The organism is Nitrosomonas aestuarii (genome assembly GCF_003046585.1).
GTDB classification, from domain to species: domain Bacteria; phylum Pseudomonadota; class Gammaproteobacteria; order Burkholderiales; family Nitrosomonadaceae; genus Nitrosomonas; species Nitrosomonas aestuarii.
Window position 1 is genome coordinate 147,704 of record NZ_QAAE01000003.1, and the last position, 21,427, is coordinate 169,130.

19 protein-coding genes are annotated in these 21,427 nt (G+C 43.0%); 3 read left to right on the forward strand and 16 right to left on the reverse strand.

Features of this window, described 5'->3' with window-relative positions:
* Window positions 1–5: 5 nt before the first annotated feature.
* From C8R11_RS03830 to lptC, 11 genes are all read right to left on the reverse strand, one after another.
* A complete protein-coding gene (locus tag C8R11_RS03830) occupies window positions 6–1,385 on the reverse strand; it encodes a toll/interleukin-1 receptor domain-containing protein (RefSeq protein ID WP_107794552.1) in 1,380 nt (459 codons plus the stop codon).
* Window positions 1,386–1,421: 36 nt separating this feature from the next.
* The gene (locus C8R11_RS03835) at window positions 1,422–1,943 is read right to left on the reverse strand and encodes a DUF2141 domain-containing protein (protein WP_107794688.1); all 522 of its coding nucleotides are present in this window, start codon (window positions 1,941–1,943) and stop codon (window positions 1,422–1,424) included.
* Window positions 1,944–2,056: 113 nt separating this feature from the next.
* On the reverse strand, window positions 2,057–4,267 hold the full coding sequence (locus C8R11_RS03840) for a Tex family protein (protein WP_107794553.1): 2,211 nt from the start codon (window positions 4,265–4,267) through the stop codon (window positions 2,057–2,059).
* A gap of 107 nt (window positions 4,268–4,374) precedes the next feature.
* On the reverse strand, window positions 4,375–4,983 hold the full coding sequence (locus C8R11_RS03845) for a flavin prenyltransferase UbiX (protein WP_107794554.1): 609 nt from the start codon (window positions 4,981–4,983) through the stop codon (window positions 4,375–4,377).
* Window positions 4,984–5,142: 159 nt separating this feature from the next.
* Complete coding sequence (hprK, locus tag C8R11_RS03850) at window positions 5,143–6,111, reverse strand: HPr(Ser) kinase/phosphatase (RefSeq protein WP_107794555.1); 969 nt, start codon at window positions 6,109–6,111, stop codon at window positions 5,143–5,145.
* Window positions 6,098–6,565, reverse strand: coding sequence for a PTS sugar transporter subunit IIA (locus C8R11_RS03855; protein WP_107794556.1), 468 nt, complete (start codon window positions 6,563–6,565; stop codon window positions 6,098–6,100). Before C8R11_RS03855 ends, hprK begins: the two co-directional genes overlap by 14 nt.
* Before the next feature lie 52 nt (window positions 6,566–6,617).
* Window positions 6,618–6,941, reverse strand: a complete 324-nt coding sequence (gene hpf, locus C8R11_RS03860; RefSeq protein ID WP_090697417.1) for a ribosome hibernation-promoting factor, HPF/YfiA family — start codon at window positions 6,939–6,941, stop codon at window positions 6,618–6,620.
* A gap of 18 nt (window positions 6,942–6,959) precedes the next feature.
* Window positions 6,960–8,378: an RNA polymerase factor sigma-54 gene (locus C8R11_RS03865; protein WP_107794557.1), complete on the reverse strand. Its 1,419-nt coding sequence runs from the start codon at window positions 8,376–8,378 to the stop codon at window positions 6,960–6,962.
* A gap of 54 nt (window positions 8,379–8,432) precedes the next feature.
* Entirely contained in the window at window positions 8,433–9,155 is a 723-nt protein-coding gene (lptB, locus tag C8R11_RS03870) for an LPS export ABC transporter ATP-binding protein (protein WP_090697413.1), read from the reverse strand.
* Window positions 9,156–9,179: 24 nt separating this feature from the next.
* Window positions 9,180–9,737: a lipopolysaccharide transport periplasmic protein LptA gene (gene lptA / locus C8R11_RS03875; protein ID WP_090697410.1), complete on the reverse strand. Its 558-nt coding sequence runs from the start codon at window positions 9,735–9,737 to the stop codon at window positions 9,180–9,182.
* A gap of 11 nt (window positions 9,738–9,748) precedes the next feature.
* A complete protein-coding gene (gene lptC / locus C8R11_RS03880) occupies window positions 9,749–10,312 on the reverse strand; it encodes an LPS export ABC transporter periplasmic protein LptC (protein WP_107794558.1) in 564 nt (187 codons plus the stop codon).
* A 399-nt stretch (window positions 10,313–10,711) separates the two neighbouring features.
* Here lptC and nadA point away from each other — a divergent pair, with 399 nt between their 5' ends.
* Window positions 10,712–11,809, forward strand: coding sequence for a quinolinate synthase NadA (nadA, locus tag C8R11_RS03885; protein WP_090697470.1), 1,098 nt, complete (start codon window positions 10,712–10,714; stop codon window positions 11,807–11,809).
* A gap of 773 nt (window positions 11,810–12,582) precedes the next feature.
* On the opposite strand, the gene C8R11_RS03895 is transcribed toward nadA, so the two are convergent.
* The 3 genes from C8R11_RS03895 to C8R11_RS03910 all read right to left on the reverse strand — a co-directional run bounded on the left by C8R11_RS03895 (window position 12,583) and on the right by C8R11_RS03910 (window position 16,829).
* Window positions 12,583–13,893, reverse strand: a complete 1,311-nt coding sequence (locus C8R11_RS03895) for an ABC transporter substrate-binding protein (protein WP_107794560.1) — start codon at window positions 13,891–13,893, stop codon at window positions 12,583–12,585.
* Between the two features lie 276 nt (window positions 13,894–14,169).
* Window positions 14,170–14,967, reverse strand: a complete 798-nt coding sequence (locus C8R11_RS03905) for a glucose 1-dehydrogenase (RefSeq protein ID WP_090697403.1) — start codon at window positions 14,965–14,967, stop codon at window positions 14,170–14,172.
* A gap of 29 nt (window positions 14,968–14,996) precedes the next feature.
* The gene (locus C8R11_RS03910; RefSeq protein WP_107794689.1) at window positions 14,997–16,829 is read right to left on the reverse strand and encodes a glycoside hydrolase family 15 protein; all 1,833 of its coding nucleotides are present in this window, start codon (window positions 16,827–16,829) and stop codon (window positions 14,997–14,999) included.
* Between the two features lie 572 nt (window positions 16,830–17,401).
* Here C8R11_RS03910 and C8R11_RS03915 point away from each other — a divergent pair.
* Window positions 17,402–17,803 (forward strand): response regulator, encoded by a 402-nt coding sequence (locus C8R11_RS03915; RefSeq protein WP_107794562.1) that lies wholly within the window; start codon window positions 17,402–17,404, stop codon window positions 17,801–17,803.
* A gap of 455 nt (window positions 17,804–18,258) precedes the next feature.
* On the forward strand, window positions 18,259–19,086 hold the full coding sequence (locus C8R11_RS03920; RefSeq protein WP_244907537.1) for a DUF6279 family lipoprotein: 828 nt from the start codon (window positions 18,259–18,261) through the stop codon (window positions 19,084–19,086).
* 686 nt (window positions 19,087–19,772) lie between these two features.
* Here the strand turns inward: C8R11_RS03920 and C8R11_RS16035 are convergent.
* The gene (locus tag C8R11_RS16035; protein ID WP_170841571.1) at window positions 19,773–19,925 is read right to left on the reverse strand and encodes a hypothetical protein; all 153 of its coding nucleotides are present in this window, start codon (window positions 19,923–19,925) and stop codon (window positions 19,773–19,775) included.
* A gap of 127 nt (window positions 19,926–20,052) precedes the next feature.
* Window positions 20,053–21,339, reverse strand: coding sequence for a CAP domain-containing protein (locus tag C8R11_RS03925; protein WP_107794564.1), 1,287 nt, complete (start codon window positions 21,337–21,339; stop codon window positions 20,053–20,055).
* Between the last annotated feature and the right edge of the window lie 88 nt (window positions 21,340–21,427).

Sequence of the window (21,427 nt, forward strand, 5' to 3'; positions counted from 1 at the left end):
AATCCTCAGGCGTGATTCTGGGTCAGGCGCTCGCTGCGCACGAGTTTTTTCAATGCGGCATTTGTTTGTTCATCAGGCTGGCCGACCGGTGCGTGGCCAATGAGTAATTGTTTGAACTCATGCGGAATACATCGGTATGTCTCAAGTTTGAAATCCTGGTCGACTATGATGGGAAAAATAAAAGTCCGTCCTTGAATGGCTTTGCTTCTCTCAATTGCTTCATGCCATTCCCGGCGGAAATATTTTTCGTCCAGGGAATCTGCATTTTTGGAAATGAGCGGAATAAAATAGCGGCATGTTTGAATACCTTCCAGAATACGGTTACGTAAATCATTTCCAGGTTCAATCGAGTTTTTATCAAACCAGATTTCGTTAGATGATACACCTTGGGATTGAAGTGATTCCATCAGTGTTGTGGCAGACAGGCTATCAGTTCCGCGGCAATAGCTGACGAAAAACAGGGCGCCTCTTGGTACGGTTCCAGTTTTGGAAGAAGATGTATGTTCAACCGCTTTGTTTCTAGCCAGCCAACGTTGATGAAGCTCGGAGATAAACGCTGTCGGTGAGATATCAGAGATGAGTTTTGTGCCGGTGCTGTAACTTTCCAGAAAGTAAACAAGATTTTTATCGAGACAATTGTTTTCAATTAACCATTCCCTTTTTCTTTGTGTATCCAAAAGCCGTCCTTGTTTGGTCAGGCGCAGAAAGAAGCGGCTCAACCATTCGGGAAAATTACATCCAATCAATAAGAGGCTGCGCTGCTGCAATTCATCCAGAAACTTGACTGGAACATGACTGCCGCGGGCTATGATGTTATGAACATACTCCAGCAAATCTTCATCATGCACTGCAAACATGGGACCGGCGCGGGCTTTGCCAAACAGGTAGAGAAGTTGTACTTCTCCATGACGTGCCTGCCAGTCTGAGGGTAGATCTGACCCTTCGCTGGTAGGCAAATAAGGGGAATAAATAATTTCATTGACCGCGCAGCGTTCACGCAGGGTGCGGGCGAGCTGGTCATCCGGCGTAAGTGTTATGAACAGTTGGAAAGAAGTGATTGCCGCAATTTGCCGCACCGGTTCCGGGATATGTGCATCGGGTCCCGTTGTCAGATATTTGATAGCGTCATGGATGTCCGCGTATAAATCCTGCAGGTCGTATTCCTGTTCCTTTTTAATTTGAATAACGACATCATTTAGTTGATTGAAAGGTGTAAGCGATATATGAACCGGTTCAATATCATATTGTTTTAGAAGGTGTTGTGCTATCTGAGACTGAAGTGAATCATTATCTTTTCCGCAAGTGAGCACTTGTTGTCCAATCACAGGAACTACAAGACCATCTTCTATCCGCCTTAGTAGCCGATTCCAGCTTTTTTCGTCCATTATGCTACGGTCTCATAAGATACCAACAACACATTTTTATGGGCCTTGAAGATTAATAATAATGTCGGCACCCAGTTCGTCCGTTGTGAATGCCGAATCGTTAAATTTTGGGAAACCGAAATGCTGTTCAGGATTATTCGACAACCCGAAAGGTTCTTCAGGCATCATGTTCCATTTTTTGTTTAATTTGCGATTGCCATCGATATCGTGGTAACTGGCGACTGCGTAGATGCCCTGTTTTTTAAGATTAAAACATACTGTGTGCTGCCCCTCGGTGGCAGGAATGCGGATGCGTTTGGTGCGGCCTTTTTTATTCAGGAAGTTATTCGGATCATGATAAAGTTCAACACTCAGAATGCCGCCGGAACCAACACCGTTGACGGTTACTCTGACTTGAGCAATTTCCGGGTTACACGGGTCAGCGGCTTCATAGGGACGAATATCCAGATGTTCTTTGGCAACGGCAAGTGGTGCTGATAACAAGCCAAGAACGAAAAAATGAACTAGCCCGGTAAGCCATAAATATTTATAAAACTTGCTTCTTTTAGTATTTTTCATCGTTACAAATCCGGCAACTGTTACAGGTAAAAAACAGTTTAAAAATACCATAAAAGTTTTTAAAGGAAAAACTATTATGAATGCGATGTATACGCCGATGGCTTGGGTTATTATTACATTTTGTCCAGTCTCATTGTTAGTGCGATACGTTTACGTTTTTCATCTACTGTCAGCACTTTAACTTTTACAACTTGCCCGGCTTTGACAATGGCATGGGGATCGTTTACAAACTTGTTTGCCAGGGCGGAAATATGGACGAGTCCATCCTGATGCACGCCGATATCGATAAATGCACCAAAGGCAGCTACGTTGGTAACAACCCCTTCGAGCACCATACCCGGGTGTAAATCCTGGATGGTTTCAACGCCTTCTTTGAATACTGCTGTGGTAAAGGTGGAGCGAGGATCGCGTCCTGGTTTTTCGAGTTCGTGCAAAATGTCCTTGACGGTTGGCAATCCAAATTGCGCGTTGGTGTATTTTTCCGGGTGAATTAATTTTAAAACTGTCTGATTGCCGATCAATGCTGCAACATCCAGCTTAACATCCGTTAGAATTTGCTCGACAAGCGGATAAGATTCCGGATGAACGGCAGAAGCATCAAGCGGGTTGGCGCCATCCAAGATGCGTAAAAAACCAGCTGCCTGCTCAAAGGTTTTTTCGCCCAGGCCGGAAACTTTCAGCAGGTCTGTGCGGCGGGTAAATATGCCTTTCTGATTACGATACGTGACGATACTGTGCGCAATTTTACTGTTAAGTCCGGCAACGTAACGCAGCAAAGCCATTGAAGCAGTATTCACATCGACTCCGACAGCATTGACGCTGTCTTCGACTACAGCGTCGAGTTTCTGTGCCAGTTGTTTCTGATTGACATCGTGCTGATACTGGCCGACACCGATAGATTTGGGGTCAATTTTAACCAGTTCCGCCAATGGATCTTGTAAGCGGCGCGCGATGGATACCGCGCCACGCAGTGATACATCCAGATCGGGTAGTTCTTCCGAGGCGAGTTGAGAGGCCGAGTAGACTGAAGCGCCGGCTTCTGAGATTATCAATGATGTAAGTTTAAGCAGTGGGTGCTTTTTAACCAGATCTCTGACCAGGTTGTCGGTTTCTCTTGACGCTGTGCCGTTACCGATAGCAATCAGCGATGCATGATATTGTTCTGCGAGCTGCTTTAAGGTTTCGACAGCGCCATGCCAGTCATTTTTCGGCGGATGCGGATATATTGTCGCGGTTGTGAGTACTTTCCCCGTTGCATTAATGACGGCGACTTTCACGCCTGTTCTTATTCCTGGATCAAGGCCAATGGTAATACGGGGGCCTGCGGGTGAAGCCAGCAGCAGCGCTTTCAGGTTTTGCGCAAAGACCTGAATAGCATCGGTTTCTGCGCGTTCCTGTAATTGATTCATGCACTCGGTCTGAAGGTGTACCAGGATTTTGCTGCGCCAGCTTGTACGTACCGTATCGGTCAGCCATGCATCTGCTGGTCGTTTTTGATTATCAATATTGAATCGTTGTGCAATCAATGCCTCGCAGGGATTTAACAATGTGGCGCGTTTTTGTTCTGCGATTTCTGAATCCAGATACAGTTTTAGTTTCAAGACAGCTTCCCGTTCGCCACGTAACAATGCTAGTGCACGGTGCGACGGAATTTTGCTGATTGCTTCATGATAGTCATGGTAATCGACAAATCGAGTATCAATATCTTTTTTGTCCTTGGCAACCTTTGCGGTCAATACAGCGTGGGCTCCCAGGTAACCACGCAATGAATGCAGCAGCGGTGCATGTTCGGCAAAGCGCTCAATTAGAATATGTTGCGCGCCTTCCAGAGCCTGATTAATATCGGCGACGCCAGGATTGTCGCCTTCTTCGGTGATAAAAGGTCTTTTCAAGAACTTTTCTGCCTCGACTTCCGGATGTATCATTGGATTCTTCAACAATAAATCTGCCAATGGCTGCAAGCCAGCCTCATGTGCCAGCTGTGCTTTGGTGCGACGTTTTTTACGATATGGCAGATATAAATCTTCCAGTTTCGTTTTGTCCTCGGTCAGTGTAATGGCTTCATATAACTCCGGCGTCATTTTATTTTGTTTTTCTATTGCCAAAATAATTGCAGCACGTCTTTTCTCAAGCTCGCGCAGCGCTTGCAGACGCGTCTCCAGTAACCGTAACTGCACATCACTCAGTCCACCGGTTGTCTCCTTGCGGTAACGTGCGATAAAAGGCACGGTTGCGCCATCGTCGAGCATTTTGACGGTAGCAGTGATTTGAGTTGACTTTACAGCGATTTCGCTGGCAAGGCGTTGTTCTATAGATGGCAGCATAAAGGATTGCAATGGGTTAGCAGTATGGGAAATTAAACACCTGATACCTTGAGAATAACTAGTAACTTGTAGTCAGTGCTGGTTTGCCCAGGGAAGCGAATGGCAACTCATTCTCCCCATCGCGGCATCAGTTGTTGTTCAAGTTTCAAGTGGTCAAGAATACGCGCGACGATAAAATCAACCAGATCCTGTATTGTATTCGGGTGATGATAAAAACCCGGATTTGCCGGTAAGATTATGGCCCCACAGCGTGACAGTTTGAGCATGTTTTCTAAGTGAATCGTAGAAAAAGGGCTTTCGCGTGGCACTAAAATAAGCTGTCGCTTTTCTTTGAGCATGACATCCGCCGCTCTCTCTATCAGATTTTCACTCATTCCAGCAGCTATGGCGGCAAGTGTACCCATGGTACAAGGGCAAACAACCATCGCATCAGCAGGATTCGTACCCGAAGCGACCGGTGAGAACCACGCTTCGCGACCGAATACTTGTAACTGTCCAGTCGATGTGTTAAAAAATTGATTTAAAAAGGCTTCAGCTTCTTTGGGTTGTGAAGGGAGCGTTATGCCCATTTCCTGTTGTGCGACGATTTGCGCAACTTTGGAATAAAGTAAATAAACATGCTGCCCGTGCTGCAGCAGTGTCTCCAGTAAACGCATACCATAAGGCATTCCAGATGCACCGGTGAATGCGAGCGTAATGGTGCGAGGTTTGTTCATTGGATAGAATTTCAGCCAGGATGTACTTTATCGTAATTCGAGACTCATTTTAACTTAAAAATTGTAGTCGGATGGTGTCTAGAATGGATTGCTGTTTGTTAATAACACAGTGTAATGAAGGATTATCGCAATGAGTTTAATGATGATGTTGTCAAATTTCTAAGGTTTTCCCGCTTTATTCACATCTGCCGGTAGATTAGCCATTTCCTGTTCATGACGTTCGATAAAATCTTTGGTACTGTCTATTCCGCGTAACTGCAAAACGTAGTTACGTACGGCAGCTTCAACCAATACCGCCAGGTTGCGGCCTGCTGCAACGGGAATAATGACCTTGGGTATATCCACATTCATAATTGTTTCATTCAGGTTGCTGATCGGCAATCTTTCCAGTTGATAGGCTTCGGCGCTGGCTGTATTTTGCAGGTGCACAATCAGCTTCATGTTTTTGTGCCGGCGAACAGCCGTTTCACCAAAAATAGTCCGGATATTTAACATACCGAGACCGCGAACTTCCAGATAATCGCGCAGAATTGGCGGACAGCGCCCTTCAAGTGTTTCCGGAGCTATGCGGCGCAGCTCAACGACATCGTCAGCGACGAGGCCATGTCCTCTGCTGATTAGTTCCAGTGCAAGTTCACTCTTGCCGACACCACTTTCACCGGTAATCATTACACCCATGCCCAAGACATCCAGAAGAACACCATGTAAGGAACACGAAGGTGCCAATACAGTTCCCAAATGAGAACGCAGCAGCCAAATGACCTCTACGCTGGGGAAAGGTGAACCCCAAAGCGGTGTTTTGGTGACATCGGCCATAGTGCGAAGAGGCTCAGGTGCGGGTGCACCGTCTGCTATGACGATGCAGGCAAGATTACTTTGTTTCAGAAGATCAAATTTTTTCTGCAGATTGTCGGAACCCAGGTTATTGACATAATCAACTTCATTGCGGCTGAGTACCTGTATCCAGTTCGGGTGTATGAAGTTAAGATGGCCGATTGTCCCCTGATTGGATTGTGCTATCCGGTCATCACTGAGTATTTTGTCTCCTTCGTCATTACCGGCTATCCAGGTTAACTTCAGTTTTTCCTTCTTATTTTCATAAAGTTCGGAAATGCTAATTTGAGACATTAGGTGACCATTCTTCAATCAGTTTATGGATTTCAGCAGCATTTCTACTGTTCAAAATACTTTCACGAAATTGTTTGTCACTAAACATCTGCGCAAGTTCGCTTAGAATTTGCAAATGCTGATCAGTTGCTTTCTCTGGAACCAGTAAAATACAGGCAATGTTGACCGGTTGCCCATCGGGTGCATCAAATGGAATAGCTTCTTTCATTCTGACCAGCGCAGCGACTGCTTCACGGAGTCCTTTAATGCGTCCGTGCGGTATGGCAACACCCTGGCCCAAACCTGTAGAACCCAGTTTCTCACGTGCGAATAAGCTGTCAAATACTTGACTGCGCGCAATTTGAATTGTGTTTTCAAACAATAGGCCTGCTTGTTCAAATACGCGTTTTTTGCTTGCCACATCCAGATCAACGATGACGTTAGACTGTGGCAAGAGTTGTGAAATAAGATTCATGAATTTTATCTAAAATAATGAAATTTTTGGTTTCCATGTGTTTTGAATTTGATTATTCAAACTCTTGATCTTTCAAGGTGCCATGATTTCTTTTTTCAAGGTTTTTTTCTTTATGTTTTAGAACCTGACGGTCGAGTTTGTCAATCAAACTGTCGATTGATGCGTACATATCTGTACCATCAGCTTCGACAAATATATCTTTACCTGGAATATGTAAATTAGCTTCTGCTTTTTGCTTATGTTTTTCAACGGATAAAATAACACTAACTTCAATAACATGATCAAAATGGCGCGTAATTTTGCTGAGTTTAGAATTGACATAGTCGCGCATCGCTGGCGTTACTTCTACATGGTTTCCAGTTAGTTTTAGATTCATGTTGTTTCCTTTAGATTGTTAAAATGTTTTACGAAGATTCGCTGGCGGTATATGCATAGATTCCCGGTATTTGGCAATGGTTCTGCGTGCTACCACGATGCCTTGTTCTTCCAGGATGTTCGCAATCTTGTTGTCGCTAAGAGGTTTCTTAGTATTTTCTTTCTGAATGAGTTGTTTGATTAACGCACGAATCGCAGTTGCCGAGCAGGCGCCACCTGTATCCGTAGCAACATGGCTGCCGAAAAAATATTTGAGTTCGAGAATGCCGCGCGGGGTACGCATGAATTTCTGGGTGGTTACGCGTGATACCGTCGACTCATGTAACTCCAGGGATTCTGCAATTTCACGCAATATGAGCGGCCTCATGGCAATTTCACCATGTTCAAAAAACTGTTGTTGCCGTTCGACGATTGCATTCGATACTTTTAAAATGGTACTTGAGCGTTGCTGAAGATTCTTTATGAGCCACTTGGCTTCTGTTAATTGAGTAGACAGACCTTGTGATGATTCTTCGTGTTTTTGTTTAAGAATGTTTGCATAAAAATGGTTAATGTTTAGCCGCGGTACCGCGTCCATGTTCAGATTGGCAACCCAGGCGCCATTAACCTTGCTGACAATAATGTCAGGAATTATGTATCGTGTATCGGTGTTACTGAAATCTGAACCGGGTTTGGGATTCAAATTGGTAATTAATTTTTGTATCACACGTAAACTCTGATCGTCACATTTTAATAGTCTTTTAATCAGGGCAAAGTCATGCGATGCCAGCACATCTAAATATTGCGCCACAATTTCAATTGCCTGATTTAAATGTGGCGTATCCTCAGGTAAATTTTGTAACTGTAATAAAAGACATTCTTGCAGATTGCGTGCGCCAACGCCGGGAGGATCCAGATGCTGAAGATATGTAAGCGACTGATTAAGGTCATCAATGTTGATGCCTAATTCGACCGGCAGCATTTCTAATAGCTCATTCAGATCCTGTATTAAATAACCGTCGTCATCCAGGCTGTCAATCAGCAGGGTGGTAATCTTTTTCTCTCTTTCCGATGCATGACTGAGCGATATCTGCTGATTCAGATATTCTCTGAGGCTGACCGGCTCAGCGGCTATTTGTGGTATTTCATATTCGTCATTGTGTGTATTGTTGGAATAAGTGCTTCCCTCAGACCAATCAAGGCTGTAATCCTGATCTGTTTGGGCTGCTTCTTTTCCATCTAATGCGGTGTCCGGTTGTGATTCATTTTTAGTTTCATCTGAATCAAATAATTTCGCGTTCCAACCCTCATTCAATTCCAATAGTGGATTTTCCTGAATGATGCGCTCTATCTCCTGGTTTAGTTCAAGCGTTGACAATTGCAACAATCGTATCGATTGTTGCAATTGTGGCGTAAGATTTAGCTGTTGTGATAATTTTAATTGGAGCGTTGGTTTCATAGTCTCAAGAAACAGCCGGTTTGTTGACTAAAGTAAAAGATAAAGTATTACTTATCACAACTGAAAATGCTCTCCCAAATAAACCTTTCTTACGTGCTCATTATAAATGATTTCATCTGGCTTGCCTTGTGCTAATACTTTCCCTTCACTGATGATATAAGCACGATCACAGATGCCTAACGTTTCGCGAACATTATGGTCGGTAATTAAAACACCGATATCCCGTTCTTTCAGGAAACTGATAACTTTCTGGATATCCATGACTGCAATAGGATCAACACCTGCAAAGGGTTCGTCGAGCAAAATAAACCGAGGGCGAGAAGCAAGTGCGCGCGCAATTTCTACACGTCGACGCTCTCCACCCGATAGACTGACAGCAGGGCTGCTACGGATATGGCTGATATGCAAATCATGTAACAAATCATCCAGTTCCCGTTGTAACTGATCATCACTCAAACGATGTAATTCCAGAATAGCGAGAATATTTTCTTCGACAGAAAGCCGTTTGAATATAGAGGCTTCCTGTGGCAGATAACTGAGACCCAGATGCGCTCTTTTATGTATCGGAAGTTGACTTAAACTGCGATCATCCAGAAAAATATTCCCGTTATCCAACGGCACCAAGCCGACCACCATGTAAAAACAGGTTGTTTTACCGGCACCATTGGGTCCCAGCAAACCGATCACTTCACCACTGCTCAGTGAAAAGGAGACATCATGAACCACTGTGCGTGATTTGTAACGTTTTTTTAAATATTCAGCTTTTAGTATACTCATGAATAATCGTATATGTTCAGACGTTTATTCGGGAGGCGGCGTATCTGATTCGACTTCCTCAGATAGGGTTTTTGGTTGAATAATAATACGTACCCGATTGTCAGCGCCTGTTTCTACGCCACGTTCGTTACTGCCAATAACTTGAAAAAACTCGCTATTCATGTTGTAAGAAATATAATCTCCATTTACTTCGTCCAGACCTCGTTTTAGACGGGCCTGTCTAAACAATTCAATTTTATCTGTTTTGCTGTCATATTCGACACGTCTGCTCCAACCTTCAATATATTCATCAATACCATCACGTTTTTGACGAAAACTGACCAGGTTACCCGTGGCGGTAGCAAAGCGGAATCCGTTGATGTCTTCTTTCATGATGACTTTATCGGCGTTGATGCGCAATGTACCTTGTGTCAGTATGACATTGCCGGTAAAAACGCTGACACGCGTGGAATCCTTACGATTAATATCTTCAACGGTAGCACGATCGGCTTCAAGATGAATTGGCTTGTCTCGATCGGCGCGTTCAGCCAGCACATTAAATGAAAAAATTGAAAAAAAACAAATAATGAAAAAGATTTTCATAAATTATAGAATTATTGATCAATAGCGCGAACACGGGACAAAAGTTCGATCATACCCGTCTCATTATCCAATTGCAGGCCTATTGCATGGACAGTCGTGTTCATTCTCGAGAGTGTTACATTTTTATCTGTTTTAACCATATCTTCATCTGGAATGAGATGGAGCATATCTGTTTTCATTGTTATTTTTCCTTTATTATCTTCATCTCCTCTTATAACGGTAACATTACCATTTAGAAAGATATTTTCACCATTACCGTGTATTTCGGCTTGATCGGCAAATACACGAAAAAGGGGCTTTCCCGGTTTGGTATTAATAAAATGAACTTGGTCCAATCGTGTGAGGTCCTGACCCAAGTAATGAAACATTTTTTTTGCATGGAAAACACGGTGGACCGCATTGTCATGATCAATACGCAGACCGGAAAGGTCTTCAATTATATAATCGGGCAGTTGGAAAAAATCGGTACCCGTTTCTGTCGACAGCGGCTTGGTTACCTTGTCCAGCCAAAAAGTCAATGCACCTAAACCGATAAATAGAATGAGATAGAAGTTGAAGTATGAACGCCGAAACATGGGAATATAAGTTCAGAAGGCTATTGTATTGTCATAAATTTTATGAAAATTATGTGACTTAGCAATGCAGCCGGGTCCGGATTTGGAGTTTACAGGCTTGAGCAGGCAGAAAAGCACTCACGACTTATTAAAGATACAAGATAAATGAAATGAGAATTATATCAGAACTTACTTCTACAATTGCATGTCCTTAAGGATAGATAGGTATCCTTGTTTTGGATTGCTAATACTAAGAAGTTTGTAGTTTGAATTCGTCGATTGGCGCGAAACTCCTGCAGGCAGTACGCTGAACCGACTTATTTTGTATAATAAATTTGGGTCTCACGTTTGAATCCGTTTTCTACTATGGTAATGTGCGAATTTTGATTGTTAATATATTGGATAAAATTAAAATTGATAATGCAAGCAGAAGCGATTAATTTTGAAAGTTTTGACGACATACAGGATGAAGCATGTGTGCAGCGTATTGAAGAAGCAAAGCGCAGTTTAGGGAAAAGCACGGTTATTTTAGCGCATCATTATCAGCGTGCGGATGTATACCGCCATGCCGATCTGACGGGCGATTCCTTAAAGCTTGCTTATCAGGCTGCAAAAACGGATGCGGATTATCTGGTTTTTTGCGGTGTTCACTTCATGGCAGAAGTCGCTGATATTCTGTCCAGTAATGAGCAAACCGTGATTCTGCCTGATTTGGCTGCAGGATGTTCGATGGCAGATATGGCGAACCTGACAAAAGTCGAACGTGCGTGGCGCGAATTGGCAGAAATTTTGTCACCCGAAGAAATGGTGACGCCAGTGACTTATATCAATTCGGCTGCCGACTTAAAAGCTTTTTGTGGCGAGCATGGCGGCATTGTTTGTACTTCCAGTAATGCTGTCAAGATTCTCGAATGGTCTTTTCAGCAACGCGAAAAGGTATTGTTTTTTCCAGATCAACATCTTGGTCGTTGGAGCGGACATCAACTCGGTATCTCACTTGATGAAATGCAGGTGTGGGATTTTGATCAGCCAATGGGGGGATTGACACCGGAACAAATAAAGCAAGCCAAAATTTTGTTATGGAAAGGTCATTGCTCAGTTCATCAAATGTTCCAGCCCCAACATATTCTCAAGTTTCGTAACCAACATCCTGACGGTATTGTCATATCACATCCTGAATGCAGTTTCGAAGTTTGTAATGCATCCGACTATGTCGGCTCAACAGAATATATTATCCGAACGATTGCCGAAGCCAAGGAGGGTACGCGTTGGCTGGTAGGCACTGAATTAAATTTGGTGAGCAGAATTGCCGAAGAATTCAAACCGCAGAACAAAATTGTTCAATTTATGTCGCCATTGGTTTGTATGTGTTCAACCATGGCACGTATCGACCCGCAGCATTTAACCTGGGCTTTAGAGAATCTAGCCAATGGTGTAGTTGTAAACCAAATTCGAGTACCTCAATCTGAAGCTGAATTGGCAAAACTTGCTTTGGATCGTATGCTGACTATTTCTTAAAGGCGCCGGATTACAACTTGCTGATGGCCTCGGTTGAGCGGTTACCGTGTGTTGAAAAACTATCTGCGATACTGCGCAGCGTTTATTTCCTTGCATCGCTTGCCTTGAAAACGTTTTTCAACGACCTGTTAAGTTAAATGTAACCGCATGAAATCAATTTTTGTGTTGCCGAGTGGGCGTTCAGGTAGCAGTTACCTTACACATTTTTGTTAAAAATAATATTCCAAGTTGCTACAGTATACATGAACCTTATTTTACTGCCGGCAATCCTGTTCTTTTTGGTGAAGCAATAGCCTGGATACCCGGGAGGAGGATGAAAAATTATTATCCTTTTTGTGGCGGAAGAAAACATTTATTACAAATATCAGACAATCGATTTATTTTGAATCAGATCATGCTTTTTTAAAAGCTTGTCAGCGTCACGCACCCATTTTCTGGTAATAAGCCTGATTTTAGTCATTTGGTGCGTGATCATCGCTATGTGACGAAAAGTGAATATATTCGCGAACGATTGGTTCAGCGATTTCGATTTCGCTTCTCTTTCGCTTACATCTAGGCGTGCCGAACTGAAGGCGAATCTGTGCACCAATAAAACGCCGTTCGCGGGCAAGGCGGTATTGAGTGACGTTGACTTGACACAATGCAAACAGATTTTGGCAAGAATGTCGCAACAACGCAGGTCAAGGTTCGAACAGCCGACCTACAGCAATTACAGATGGATAAACACTTTATTCAATTTAGAATGATTGTTTGTTTCTTGATGAAAAAGATATTCATTGGCCATCGACAAATTGATAGCCTGTTGCGTCGTCTTGCTCTACTTTTTCGACTTTCCAGATATGCCACTGTGCCAGACTGTTTTTGCCATTGTCACGAACAAACTGATATTGGTCTAATGTGCTTTCAAAAACTTTATCATCCCGAACAGCCTTTTCCATCCTTGAATTTAAAACAGTACGCGCATCTTCAACTTCATGCCTGTTCAGCAGAAACAACAACCAGTATTTAAATGAAGCGTTTTCACGGCGATCTGTTTCGAAATGTTGACTTGTGTCGTCTATTAACCAATCAACAATCGACCGGGCATCTTTACCGATCGTTTTGAAACCATCGTTAAAATACTGAGCCGAGGTGAGTGGAAAAGTCAGGTATATATTAATTCCATCCAAGTCGCTTCCGCCGTAAGTAATGAGTTGCGGATTTACGGAAGCATCGCTCAGAAACAGTGTCGGTCTGTGTTTGGGAGGAAAAATGCGCTTAATCTGGTTAATCAGAATTAATGCATTTGACCAGTCACCAGCAAAGAAAACAAAGTCAATCTTGAGTTCTCTGAGTGTTTCGGCAGGCGGCACTGCCATATTAGTCGACCACATAACAACTTTGCCGTGATTCGCCTGCGCCCACTGAACAAACCTGGATGCCAGATACTGGGAATAAACTGGATTATGTTTATCCTCTACGACCCACAAAACTGAATGGTTATGCTTGAGGGCAAATTGCCCGGCTTCAGCTGCCTGCTTGTCATCCGTAGGCCACAAACGAAATACCGGTTGATAATCTTCGGATGATTCATTATCCATTTGGTTGCCTGGAATTAAATGCGGATTGGTTTCCAGGGTGAGAATGGCAGGGATGGGCGGACGGGCCTGTATCAGATAGTTAGGTAACGCTGCCTTTGTCTGCGTGCTCTTAACATGTCCTATTACCATCAGCGTATCATCACGCTTTGCAAGATCATCTGAAATTTGCCGTGCTTTGGCAGGTTCGCCCTCGTCATCTACGCACTTTGCTTTAACAGGTACATTGTTAATGGTTTTATCTGCAATCTGAATGTCTCCGTTATTACAAGGTTGCTCGCGAAAGCCCTCAAACACATCGGCAATCACTTGATCATTTTTATGATCACCTACAAGATAAATATAATAACTGTCTGCGCCAGTCCACCAATCGGTAATTCGGCTCACAAGAATAATGCCTATCACTGCGGAAACAATGGGTATGACTACAAAATTTCGCAGTGGTACCAGCAGCAGACGGCATAATAAAACTGCAAAAAGCTTAGTGTCTGAAACTGTTTTTTTCATTCAGAAGTCATCCTTCATTGATTGATCACTGCGAATACAAAATTATTATGCATTTTAACAAGTAATTATTCTGGATTCTTTGTCATTGTAAACCTGAATCAGAATAATGCGTTTGATTTGGTTGTTGGGAATGGGAGTAACCTTGGTTTTTTGTCCAGTCAGAAGTCTGCTTCTGCACAGATAAAAAACGGCGGGCGTATCAATCTCATCAGTATCGGTATAATTTAACGGGTGGGTGTAGAATCCAGAAAAGCTGTCTTCAAGTTGGTTTTCATACTAACCGCCATGTGCAAAATCGGCGAAAAGTTCCATTCCGCCGTCTACAAAAATTGTTTCGCCGGTGATGTAATCAGCTTCATCAGAGGCGAGCCAGGTAACAGCTGCGGCAATGTCTTCTACTTTTCCGGGACGGCCGTAAGGAATTTTGCGCATGATTTTTTCTTTCTTCTCAGGATCCCGGAAGTTTTCGATATTTATAGCGGTTTTAACCGCACCGGGAGCGACAGCGTTGGCACGAATTTTATACGGAGCCAGTTCCTGAGCGACAGTTTTCATTAACATGGCAGAACCGGCTTTAGCGGCACAATAATTGGCCCGTCTGCTCCATGGAATGTTCTGGTGCACTGAGGTAATAAATATCATCACGCCTGGTGAATGGTTGCTGTCGTCCGAATACCGGTTCATGAAAATACGGGCAGCTTCGCGCGCGCACAAGAAATGACCGGTTAAATCAACATCAAGTACCGCGTTCCAGTCAGCCAGCGTCATATCCACGAAATTACGGTCTTCTTGCCTGCCCGCATTATTGACAAGTACGTCAAGACCGCCAAATTGCTCAGTGATTTCAGAGAACATGTTTACCACTTCATCTTCCCGACTGATATCCGCCTGAATTTTTGTAGCGCGACCGCCTTTTGCTTTAATTTCATGGATAACTTTCTCTGCTGCTTCTTTTTTGTTAAGGTAGTTAACGACGACATGGCTACCCTCGCAACCGAAACGCAAAGCGATTGCTTTTCCAATGCCAGATGCAGCACCTGTTATCAATACAATTTTGTTTTTAAGTGATTTCATTTGCGCTTGTGAATGGAAGCTGCCGTTGTTTATGACATATTGTCTTGCGTGAGGAGTAACCGAAGCTGATATGCGGCGCTTATCAATCCGAGGTGTGTAAATGCCTGCGGGAAATTACCCAGTTGTTCGCCATTTAAACTGATCTGCTCGGAATATAATCCAAGATGATTGGCATATCCCAGCATTTTTTCAAAACAAAGAATGGCTTTTTCCAATTGTCCCGATTTGGCTAGACATTCAATGTACCAGAACGAGCACATGGAAAATGTGCCTTCGTCGTCAGAGAGGCCATCGCTCGCGCCATTGCTCAGTTTGTAACGGTATACCAGCGAATCAGTTACCAGTTCTTTTTCTATGGCGCGCAGTGTCGATATCCAGCGCGGCTCTTTCGGACTCAGCATACGCACCAATGGAATAAGCAGCGCGGATGCATCAAGCGTGGTAGCGCCGCGATACTGTACAAACGCCCCCAGTTCAGGATTCCAGAAATTGTTGAACACGTCGTTGAAAATATCGTCTCTTGTTTGTCGCCATCGTTCAAGTGGCGCGGGAAATGCGCGATTTTCCGCAATCCGTATACCTCGGTCAAGTGCCACCCACGACATCACTTTTGAAATTAAAAATTCTCTCTTTTCGTCGCGCACTTCCCACATGCCGTGACCTTTTCTTTTCCAGTGTTGACAAACATAATCGATAAACTTGATCAGACTCAACCAGAAATCATAGCTGATAGGTTCGGCGTTTTTGTTATATAGATAAATGGTGTCGATCAACTCGCCAAAAATATCGAGCTGAAATTGGTTGAATGCATCATTACCCGCACGCACGGGATCAGAACCCTGGTATCCCTCGAGATGAGGAATGGTAACTTCTTCAAGATTGATTGTGCCGTCTATACGGTACATCAGTTTAAGTGCTTCTGCTGTATCAATTTCCAGGCTGCGTTGCTGTATCCATGCGATGAATTTTCGAGCTTCATCAGCATAACCAAGCCGTAAAAAACTGTACATGGTAAAAGCTGCATCTCTGATCCATGTATATCGGTAGTCCCAGTTTCTTTCGGCACCGATACGTTCCGGCAGACCTAAAGTGGCGGCTGCTATTGGTGATCCATACCGGCATGAAGTGAGCAACTTAAGGGTAATCGCCGAGCGGTTGACGATATCCCGCCATCTTCCGGTATAGGTTGATTTATTTGTCCAATTACGCCAGAAGTGAATCGTATTTTCAAAGCTTTGATTTGCATAATACTCGAGGCTTTTAGATTTGTTTGATTCTGAATGCTCCGTGTTGGCGGATACAAGTGCAAAATTGATTTCATCTCCTGCATTCAAACAGATTTCAGTCGTTAAACTGGCGCCTTCCATCTTAAAATCGAGATTACATAACAGATGGCATGTGTTTGCTTCCGGTCCTTTACTCCGCATGACGAGATGATCGTCTTCTTGTTCTAAATTAAATTCGTATTTTCCATATTCAAAACGTGGCCTTAGTTCAACGCGGATGTTCAAGTTGCCTTTAATGACTTTAAGTTTTCTTACTAAGATAAATTGATTTTCTTCTTCTTCCAATGGCATAAAGTCGGTCAGTTCCGCAATCCCTACGTTAGTGAGGTAGCGCGTCAATAATATGGCAGTATCGGGTAAGTAGAGCTGTTTGTGGTTTACCTGCTCGCATTCTACTTCAATTGAAAAGAAACCGCCTTTTTCCCGATCCAGTAACGCACCAAAAATGGTTGGAGAATCAAAACGCGTATAGGATAGAAAATCGATCGATCCTTGCTTCGACACCAACGCTGTCGTGTTTAAATTTCCAATTAACCCATAATCCTCGATAAGCGGATGTTTTTTAGAATTTTCCATAATGCGTTCTGCCAAATCGTTTCTGATACAAAGGGTACGATTGATCGGGTTTTGAATTTTGATTGCGTGGTGAATTTGTTGAAAATGAAAAGGAATGATTCACCATACACCGATATCCGAATGCTGCCAAGACAGTCATTTTGTTTTGTTAAATAAAATACTTGCGATTAGGCAACCGATTCTGTATAAAGCGCATAGCTTCTGTTGGGAAAAAGCATCAGCATTATTATAGCGAGCAGACTGTTGAATAATTGTCTGAGTTGCCTTTGTAATGATAAGGATAACCTAAATATGTATTTCTCAGATATTAACTTCACATTTTAACGTGTTTTTGCCAAATGTATGTTGCTTTAATATGTTTGTTAACAATGCATTAACTATCGATTGTTATGACCTGACGTCAAGAATATGCGTTTATTCACCGACCGATTTCGAAGAAGATCTGAACAGCATTCAGATCAGAAGGAAAATAAATATGGATCAGAATGCAAGAAGTTTATTTAACTGTGGTTTTTCTCACATCGGTGTAACTTTCCACTTCGGTAATATCAAACTTTTTCAAGGAATTCAGTATGCTCAGCGATAACATGAAATTCTTGGTTATAGACGATTTTTCGAACATGCGTGAGTATGTTAAAAATCTCTTAAAAGAAATTGGCTGTTTAAATGTTGATGAAGCTGAAGATGGGCTGGTTGCACTACAAAAATTACGCACGGGTAAATTTGACTTTGTTATTTCGAGTTGGCGAATGCCCAGCATGGATGGACTCACGATGTTACAGAATATACGGGCTATAGCTGAATTGAGGAATATTCCTATTCTTATGGTGGTGGCTGAAATAAATAAAAAGCATATTGTTGATGCAGTTCAAGCAGGTGCTAACGGTTTTCTGGCAAAGCCTTTCACTGCCCCCATTCTTCTTGAGAAATTAAATTTGATTGCTAAGAATAATAAAAGCAGTGCATCAGTCTAACTGGCCGTCAAAAATAATTACGAGGCAGGTAGGGAAGGCGAAAACAGGTGAAATTACTGCATGCAGATTTTGAACGGCAGGAAGTCGGTCCAAAAAATGAGGTGCATAACATGTCGAGTAAAAATCGGTGTTTGTGTAAAATAAGTGAGTGATTTGGGTCCGTTTTTTAACGTAGCAGCGGCAACGCAGGTAGTTTTCCAGCAACCTGCCAGGTGTTTTTTGATTATGAACTAACGATGTTGTAAACGAAAAAACGAGTGGCTGTCCGCTCCTTACATAATGATCTCCGTGTAGCGTAAATTGGATATGATCCAGATAGTTTTATTGCAAGTACTTAGTGGCATAGTGTCAATTAATATATACTGATCCGAATGAAGAGCGTCATTCCAAAAACGTTTGTAAAAATCGCAACGCTCGCTGTACTAGTATTATTTAGCGGTTGTAGCATAGTACGATTGGGATATGATCACGGACCACAATTGACTTGGTGGTGGCTTGATAGTTATGTCGATTTTGACCGTACACAAAAGCCGCATGCTAAACAGGCTATTCGGCAATGGTTTGACTGGCACCGCATCGAGCAACTCCCTGAATACGCGAACTGGCTGTCAGTAGTGCGCAGCCGGATCAGCGATCCGCTGACATCTGAGCAGGTTTGCGGCTGGTCCGAGAAACTGCAAGACATCATCGCACCGGCCTTCGATTACGCAGTGCAGTTGAGTACACCGCTAATATTGAGCTTGGGTGAGACACAGCGGCGCTATCTGGAAAAACGTTATACAAAAAGTAATAATAAATTACGCCGCAAATATCTGCAACCGGATCCAAAAGATCGATTGAGTGCCGCTATCAAACGTACTGTTAAACGCATCGAAAATATTTATGGTGTTATTGATGAAAAACAACGCAATCTGATCATTGCCGGCATCGAAACCTCGCCTTTCAATCCCGAATTTTGGCTGTTTGAGCGCCAACGCCGGCAACAAATCACGCTGTCAATCCTGCAGCAACTCACCAAAGAACCTGTATCGCAAGAACAGGCAGCTGTTGAGCTTCGCCAGCTGGTAAAACACACCTATCATTCCGATGATCCGAACTACCGTATTTACCAGAAGGAAATGGCTGAACACACTTGTGATTTTATCGCGCGGATCCACAACACCACCACGCCAACTCAGCGTCGGCATGCACACGATAAACTCAAAAACTGGGAAACTGATTTGCGTGCGCTTACTGGCGATAGCTTGCTGGTTGATACTCAATTATTCAATGCACTGGAGTAACGGTGGCAGTGGCGCGTTCCAGCAGGGCAGGGCGCCTCGCGGGGGGCAGCTGTTTGACTTTGGCTAAACTGATTTCCTGGTTTGGGTCTGAGCAAGGCCATGAATAAGTGATGGTAGATTAGGACTATATTGCAAAGCTTCATCCCATTGCACTCGGATTGCTTCCAGTTCTTGGTTTAAATTGTAGGAATTTTTTAAAATTGACTACATGTTCAATATCCCTTCATACTCTTCCAACGCAGCTAACCAGTCCTCTGAAATATAGTATTTTTTCTCATTTTTGGTATTTGATTCTAGCTTGTCGCATTATATTTAAGAATGCGTAAGGCAAGTGTTTGTGAATGTGACAGATAACGAATTGAGAATAACTATCGGAATAAAAAAAGATCAAAAGATAAAAGCAGGATTCATCAGACTCCGGAGATAAAACACATGATATGACTCGTGATTTTATATCTATGGTTTTGCGTTTCCTAAGGGGAGGTGATGCAGTAGTGAAGTGTCGATGAATCTATAGTTTATATAGATTAAACTTTGTTATGGATTTGTAGTTTTTACTTGATTAAGGTAAAAATGGGGTCACACAAAAAATCTGACCCCATTGGCTCTTATGTATGTTTTTGCAGCATATCGTTCTGACTGTTAAGCAATAACGATAAATTGTACAAAAAACATCCAGGCTATTATCAGTCTTCAGGAAGTGCGTTACGACCTTCAGCTGGTTTGCCTTCATGTGTTGTACCATAACCTTCAGATTGAGCACTCTCTGGTGCAGAAGGTCCACCACAAGCAACCAATGTCAGCGCGAATATAATTACAAAAATTGATGAAAGTTTCATTGTTTGTAGCCTTGTTAATAGAAATTTATAAAAAAGTATTACCTTACTACTCTTATTTAAGTGTTGCATGTGCACTATAACATGATATGTGCGGGATGTTTTATCAATTCTGTTTAGATGTACTTTGTCAGATTACATAAAAATCCAGGTATGTGAGGTTCAGGCCTGGTGTTAGTTGTGCAAATTGCTCCGCATTTGCAGCGCCTGTAGCGTCAGAGTCATAATAGAGCTCACCTGTTTGCGCGTTGTAAATAATCATGTCTGTTGCATCGCGTGCTTCAGTACCTGTAGTAAAGTCGGATGAGCGCAATCTGCCCAGATCCAGATTGTCAAACACGCTATCATCAAGAATTATTTTGTCGTAAGCATGTTTGAAATCAGTAATCGTATCTACTGCACCAATAAAAGGCGCGTCGAATACAAAATAATCGCGCCCGGGCCCGCCGGTGAGAATGTCGGCATCATCGCCGCCGAATAACATGTCCATACCGCTGCCGCCATCAATTTGGTCGTTTCCGGCGTGACCCAGAAGTAAATCATTACCACGAAGTCCCAGAAGTTCATCATTATTAACAGTACCTGTCAATCTGTCAGAACTTGATGTGCCGGTTATTGTATTCAATTTTGGTTCTGGTAGTGGCTGAGGTATTGGGTCGGGGACAGGTGCCGGTGCCGGCTGAGGTGCGGGGTTGTCGTTACCGTAAGCTGGATCTATTAAATCAAGTTTCAGATTGCGACTGTCGATGCTAATAACCTGACTGGTTGTCGCAATTTCGTTACCGGAAAAATTGACTGTATAATTTCCTGGGATTAACTCCAGGCTATATCCGCCAGCTTGATTAGTGGATGTTGTATTGACTGTACCAGTACTATTGTTTTTGGCAGTAATAGTGATATTACCCAGTCCTTCATGAATATCATAATGTTGATCGCTATCCCGGTCATCAAAAGCTACTCCGGTCAGGAATGAGTTTGATGCTGTGCGCGCAAAGTTCTGTGTTACAAAAGCACCTTCGAATCGCTGAAATTCACCCACTTCGAATCCTACGCCGATTTCCCTAAAGGAACCATTGAGTATATTTGCCCGATGACCTGCAGAGTTCATAAGCATGGTATGTAACTGCTGCACTTCGTCAGCCAGGCCGGCAGGCCCGCGTGTACTCATCCAGGCAATATTTTCACCCCAGGTCCAGGAACCTGAAAAGCTGTATCCTGCAGCGGTCATTCGATCACCCGGATTGGACCCGCCGAGACCTGTATGTGAAAAAGTATCCGTTGCAATCATCCAGGAACTGTGTGCCTCGGATGACTCGTTGAGATCACTGTTAAAAGCAAGTGGCTGAGTCCCCGTTTTGCTGCGCTCTGCATTAATAAGTTCCAGCATAAACTGTTCATAAATAGTTGCCTGTGACATAAATTGAACATACTCCTGTTTAATGTTTTGAATAATATGAGAATTAACTGTTTATAAAGAAAAAGCAGTATAATTCATCAATAAACCA

Coding starts and splice junctions, on each gene's coding strand:
- C8R11_RS03830 (WP_107794552.1), bottom strand. CDS start 1,385: ATGGACGAAAAAAGCTGGAATCGGCTACTAAGGCGGATAGAAGATGGT.
- C8R11_RS03835 (WP_107794688.1), bottom strand. CDS start 1,943: ATGAAAAATACTAAAAGAAGCAAGTTTTATAAATATTTATGGCTTACC.
- C8R11_RS03840 (WP_107794553.1), bottom strand. CDS start 4,267: ATGCTGCCATCTATAGAACAACGCCTTGCCAGCGAAATCGCTGTAAAG.
- C8R11_RS03845 (WP_107794554.1), bottom strand. CDS start 4,983: ATGAACAAACCTCGCACCATTACGCTCGCATTCACCGGTGCATCTGGA.
- hprK (WP_107794555.1), bottom strand. CDS start 6,111: ATGTCTCAAATTAGCATTTCCGAACTTTATGAAAATAAGAAGGAAAAA.
- C8R11_RS03855 (WP_107794556.1), bottom strand. CDS start 6,565: ATGAATCTTATTTCACAACTCTTGCCACAGTCTAACGTCATCGTTGAT.
- hpf (WP_090697417.1), bottom strand. CDS start 6,941: ATGAATCTAAAACTAACTGGAAACCATGTAGAAGTAACGCCAGCGATG.
- C8R11_RS03865 (WP_107794557.1), bottom strand. CDS start 8,378: ATGAAACCAACGCTCCAATTAAAATTATCACAACAGCTAAATCTTACG.
- lptB (WP_090697413.1), bottom strand. CDS start 9,155: ATGAGTATACTAAAAGCTGAATATTTAAAAAAACGTTACAAATCACGC.
- lptA (WP_090697410.1), bottom strand. CDS start 9,737: ATGAAAATCTTTTTCATTATTTGTTTTTTTTCAATTTTTTCATTTAAT.
- lptC (WP_107794558.1), bottom strand. CDS start 10,312: ATGTTTCGGCGTTCATACTTCAACTTCTATCTCATTCTATTTATCGGT.
- nadA (WP_090697470.1), top strand. CDS start 10,712: ATGCAAGCAGAAGCGATTAATTTTGAAAGTTTTGACGACATACAGGAT.
- C8R11_RS03895 (WP_107794560.1), bottom strand. CDS start 13,893: ATGAAAAAAACAGTTTCAGACACTAAGCTTTTTGCAGTTTTATTATGC.
- C8R11_RS03905 (WP_090697403.1), bottom strand. CDS start 14,967: ATGAAATCACTTAAAAACAAAATTGTATTGATAACAGGTGCTGCATCT.
- C8R11_RS03910 (WP_107794689.1), bottom strand. CDS start 16,829: ATGGAAAATTCTAAAAAACATCCGCTTATCGAGGATTATGGGTTAATT.
- C8R11_RS03915 (WP_107794562.1), top strand. CDS start 17,402: ATGCTCAGCGATAACATGAAATTCTTGGTTATAGACGATTTTTCGAAC.
- C8R11_RS16035 (WP_170841571.1), bottom strand. CDS start 19,925: ATGAAACTTTCATCAATTTTTGTAATTATATTCGCGCTGACATTGGTT.
- C8R11_RS03925 (WP_107794564.1), bottom strand. CDS start 21,339: ATGTCACAGGCAACTATTTATGAACAGTTTATGCTGGAACTTATTAAT.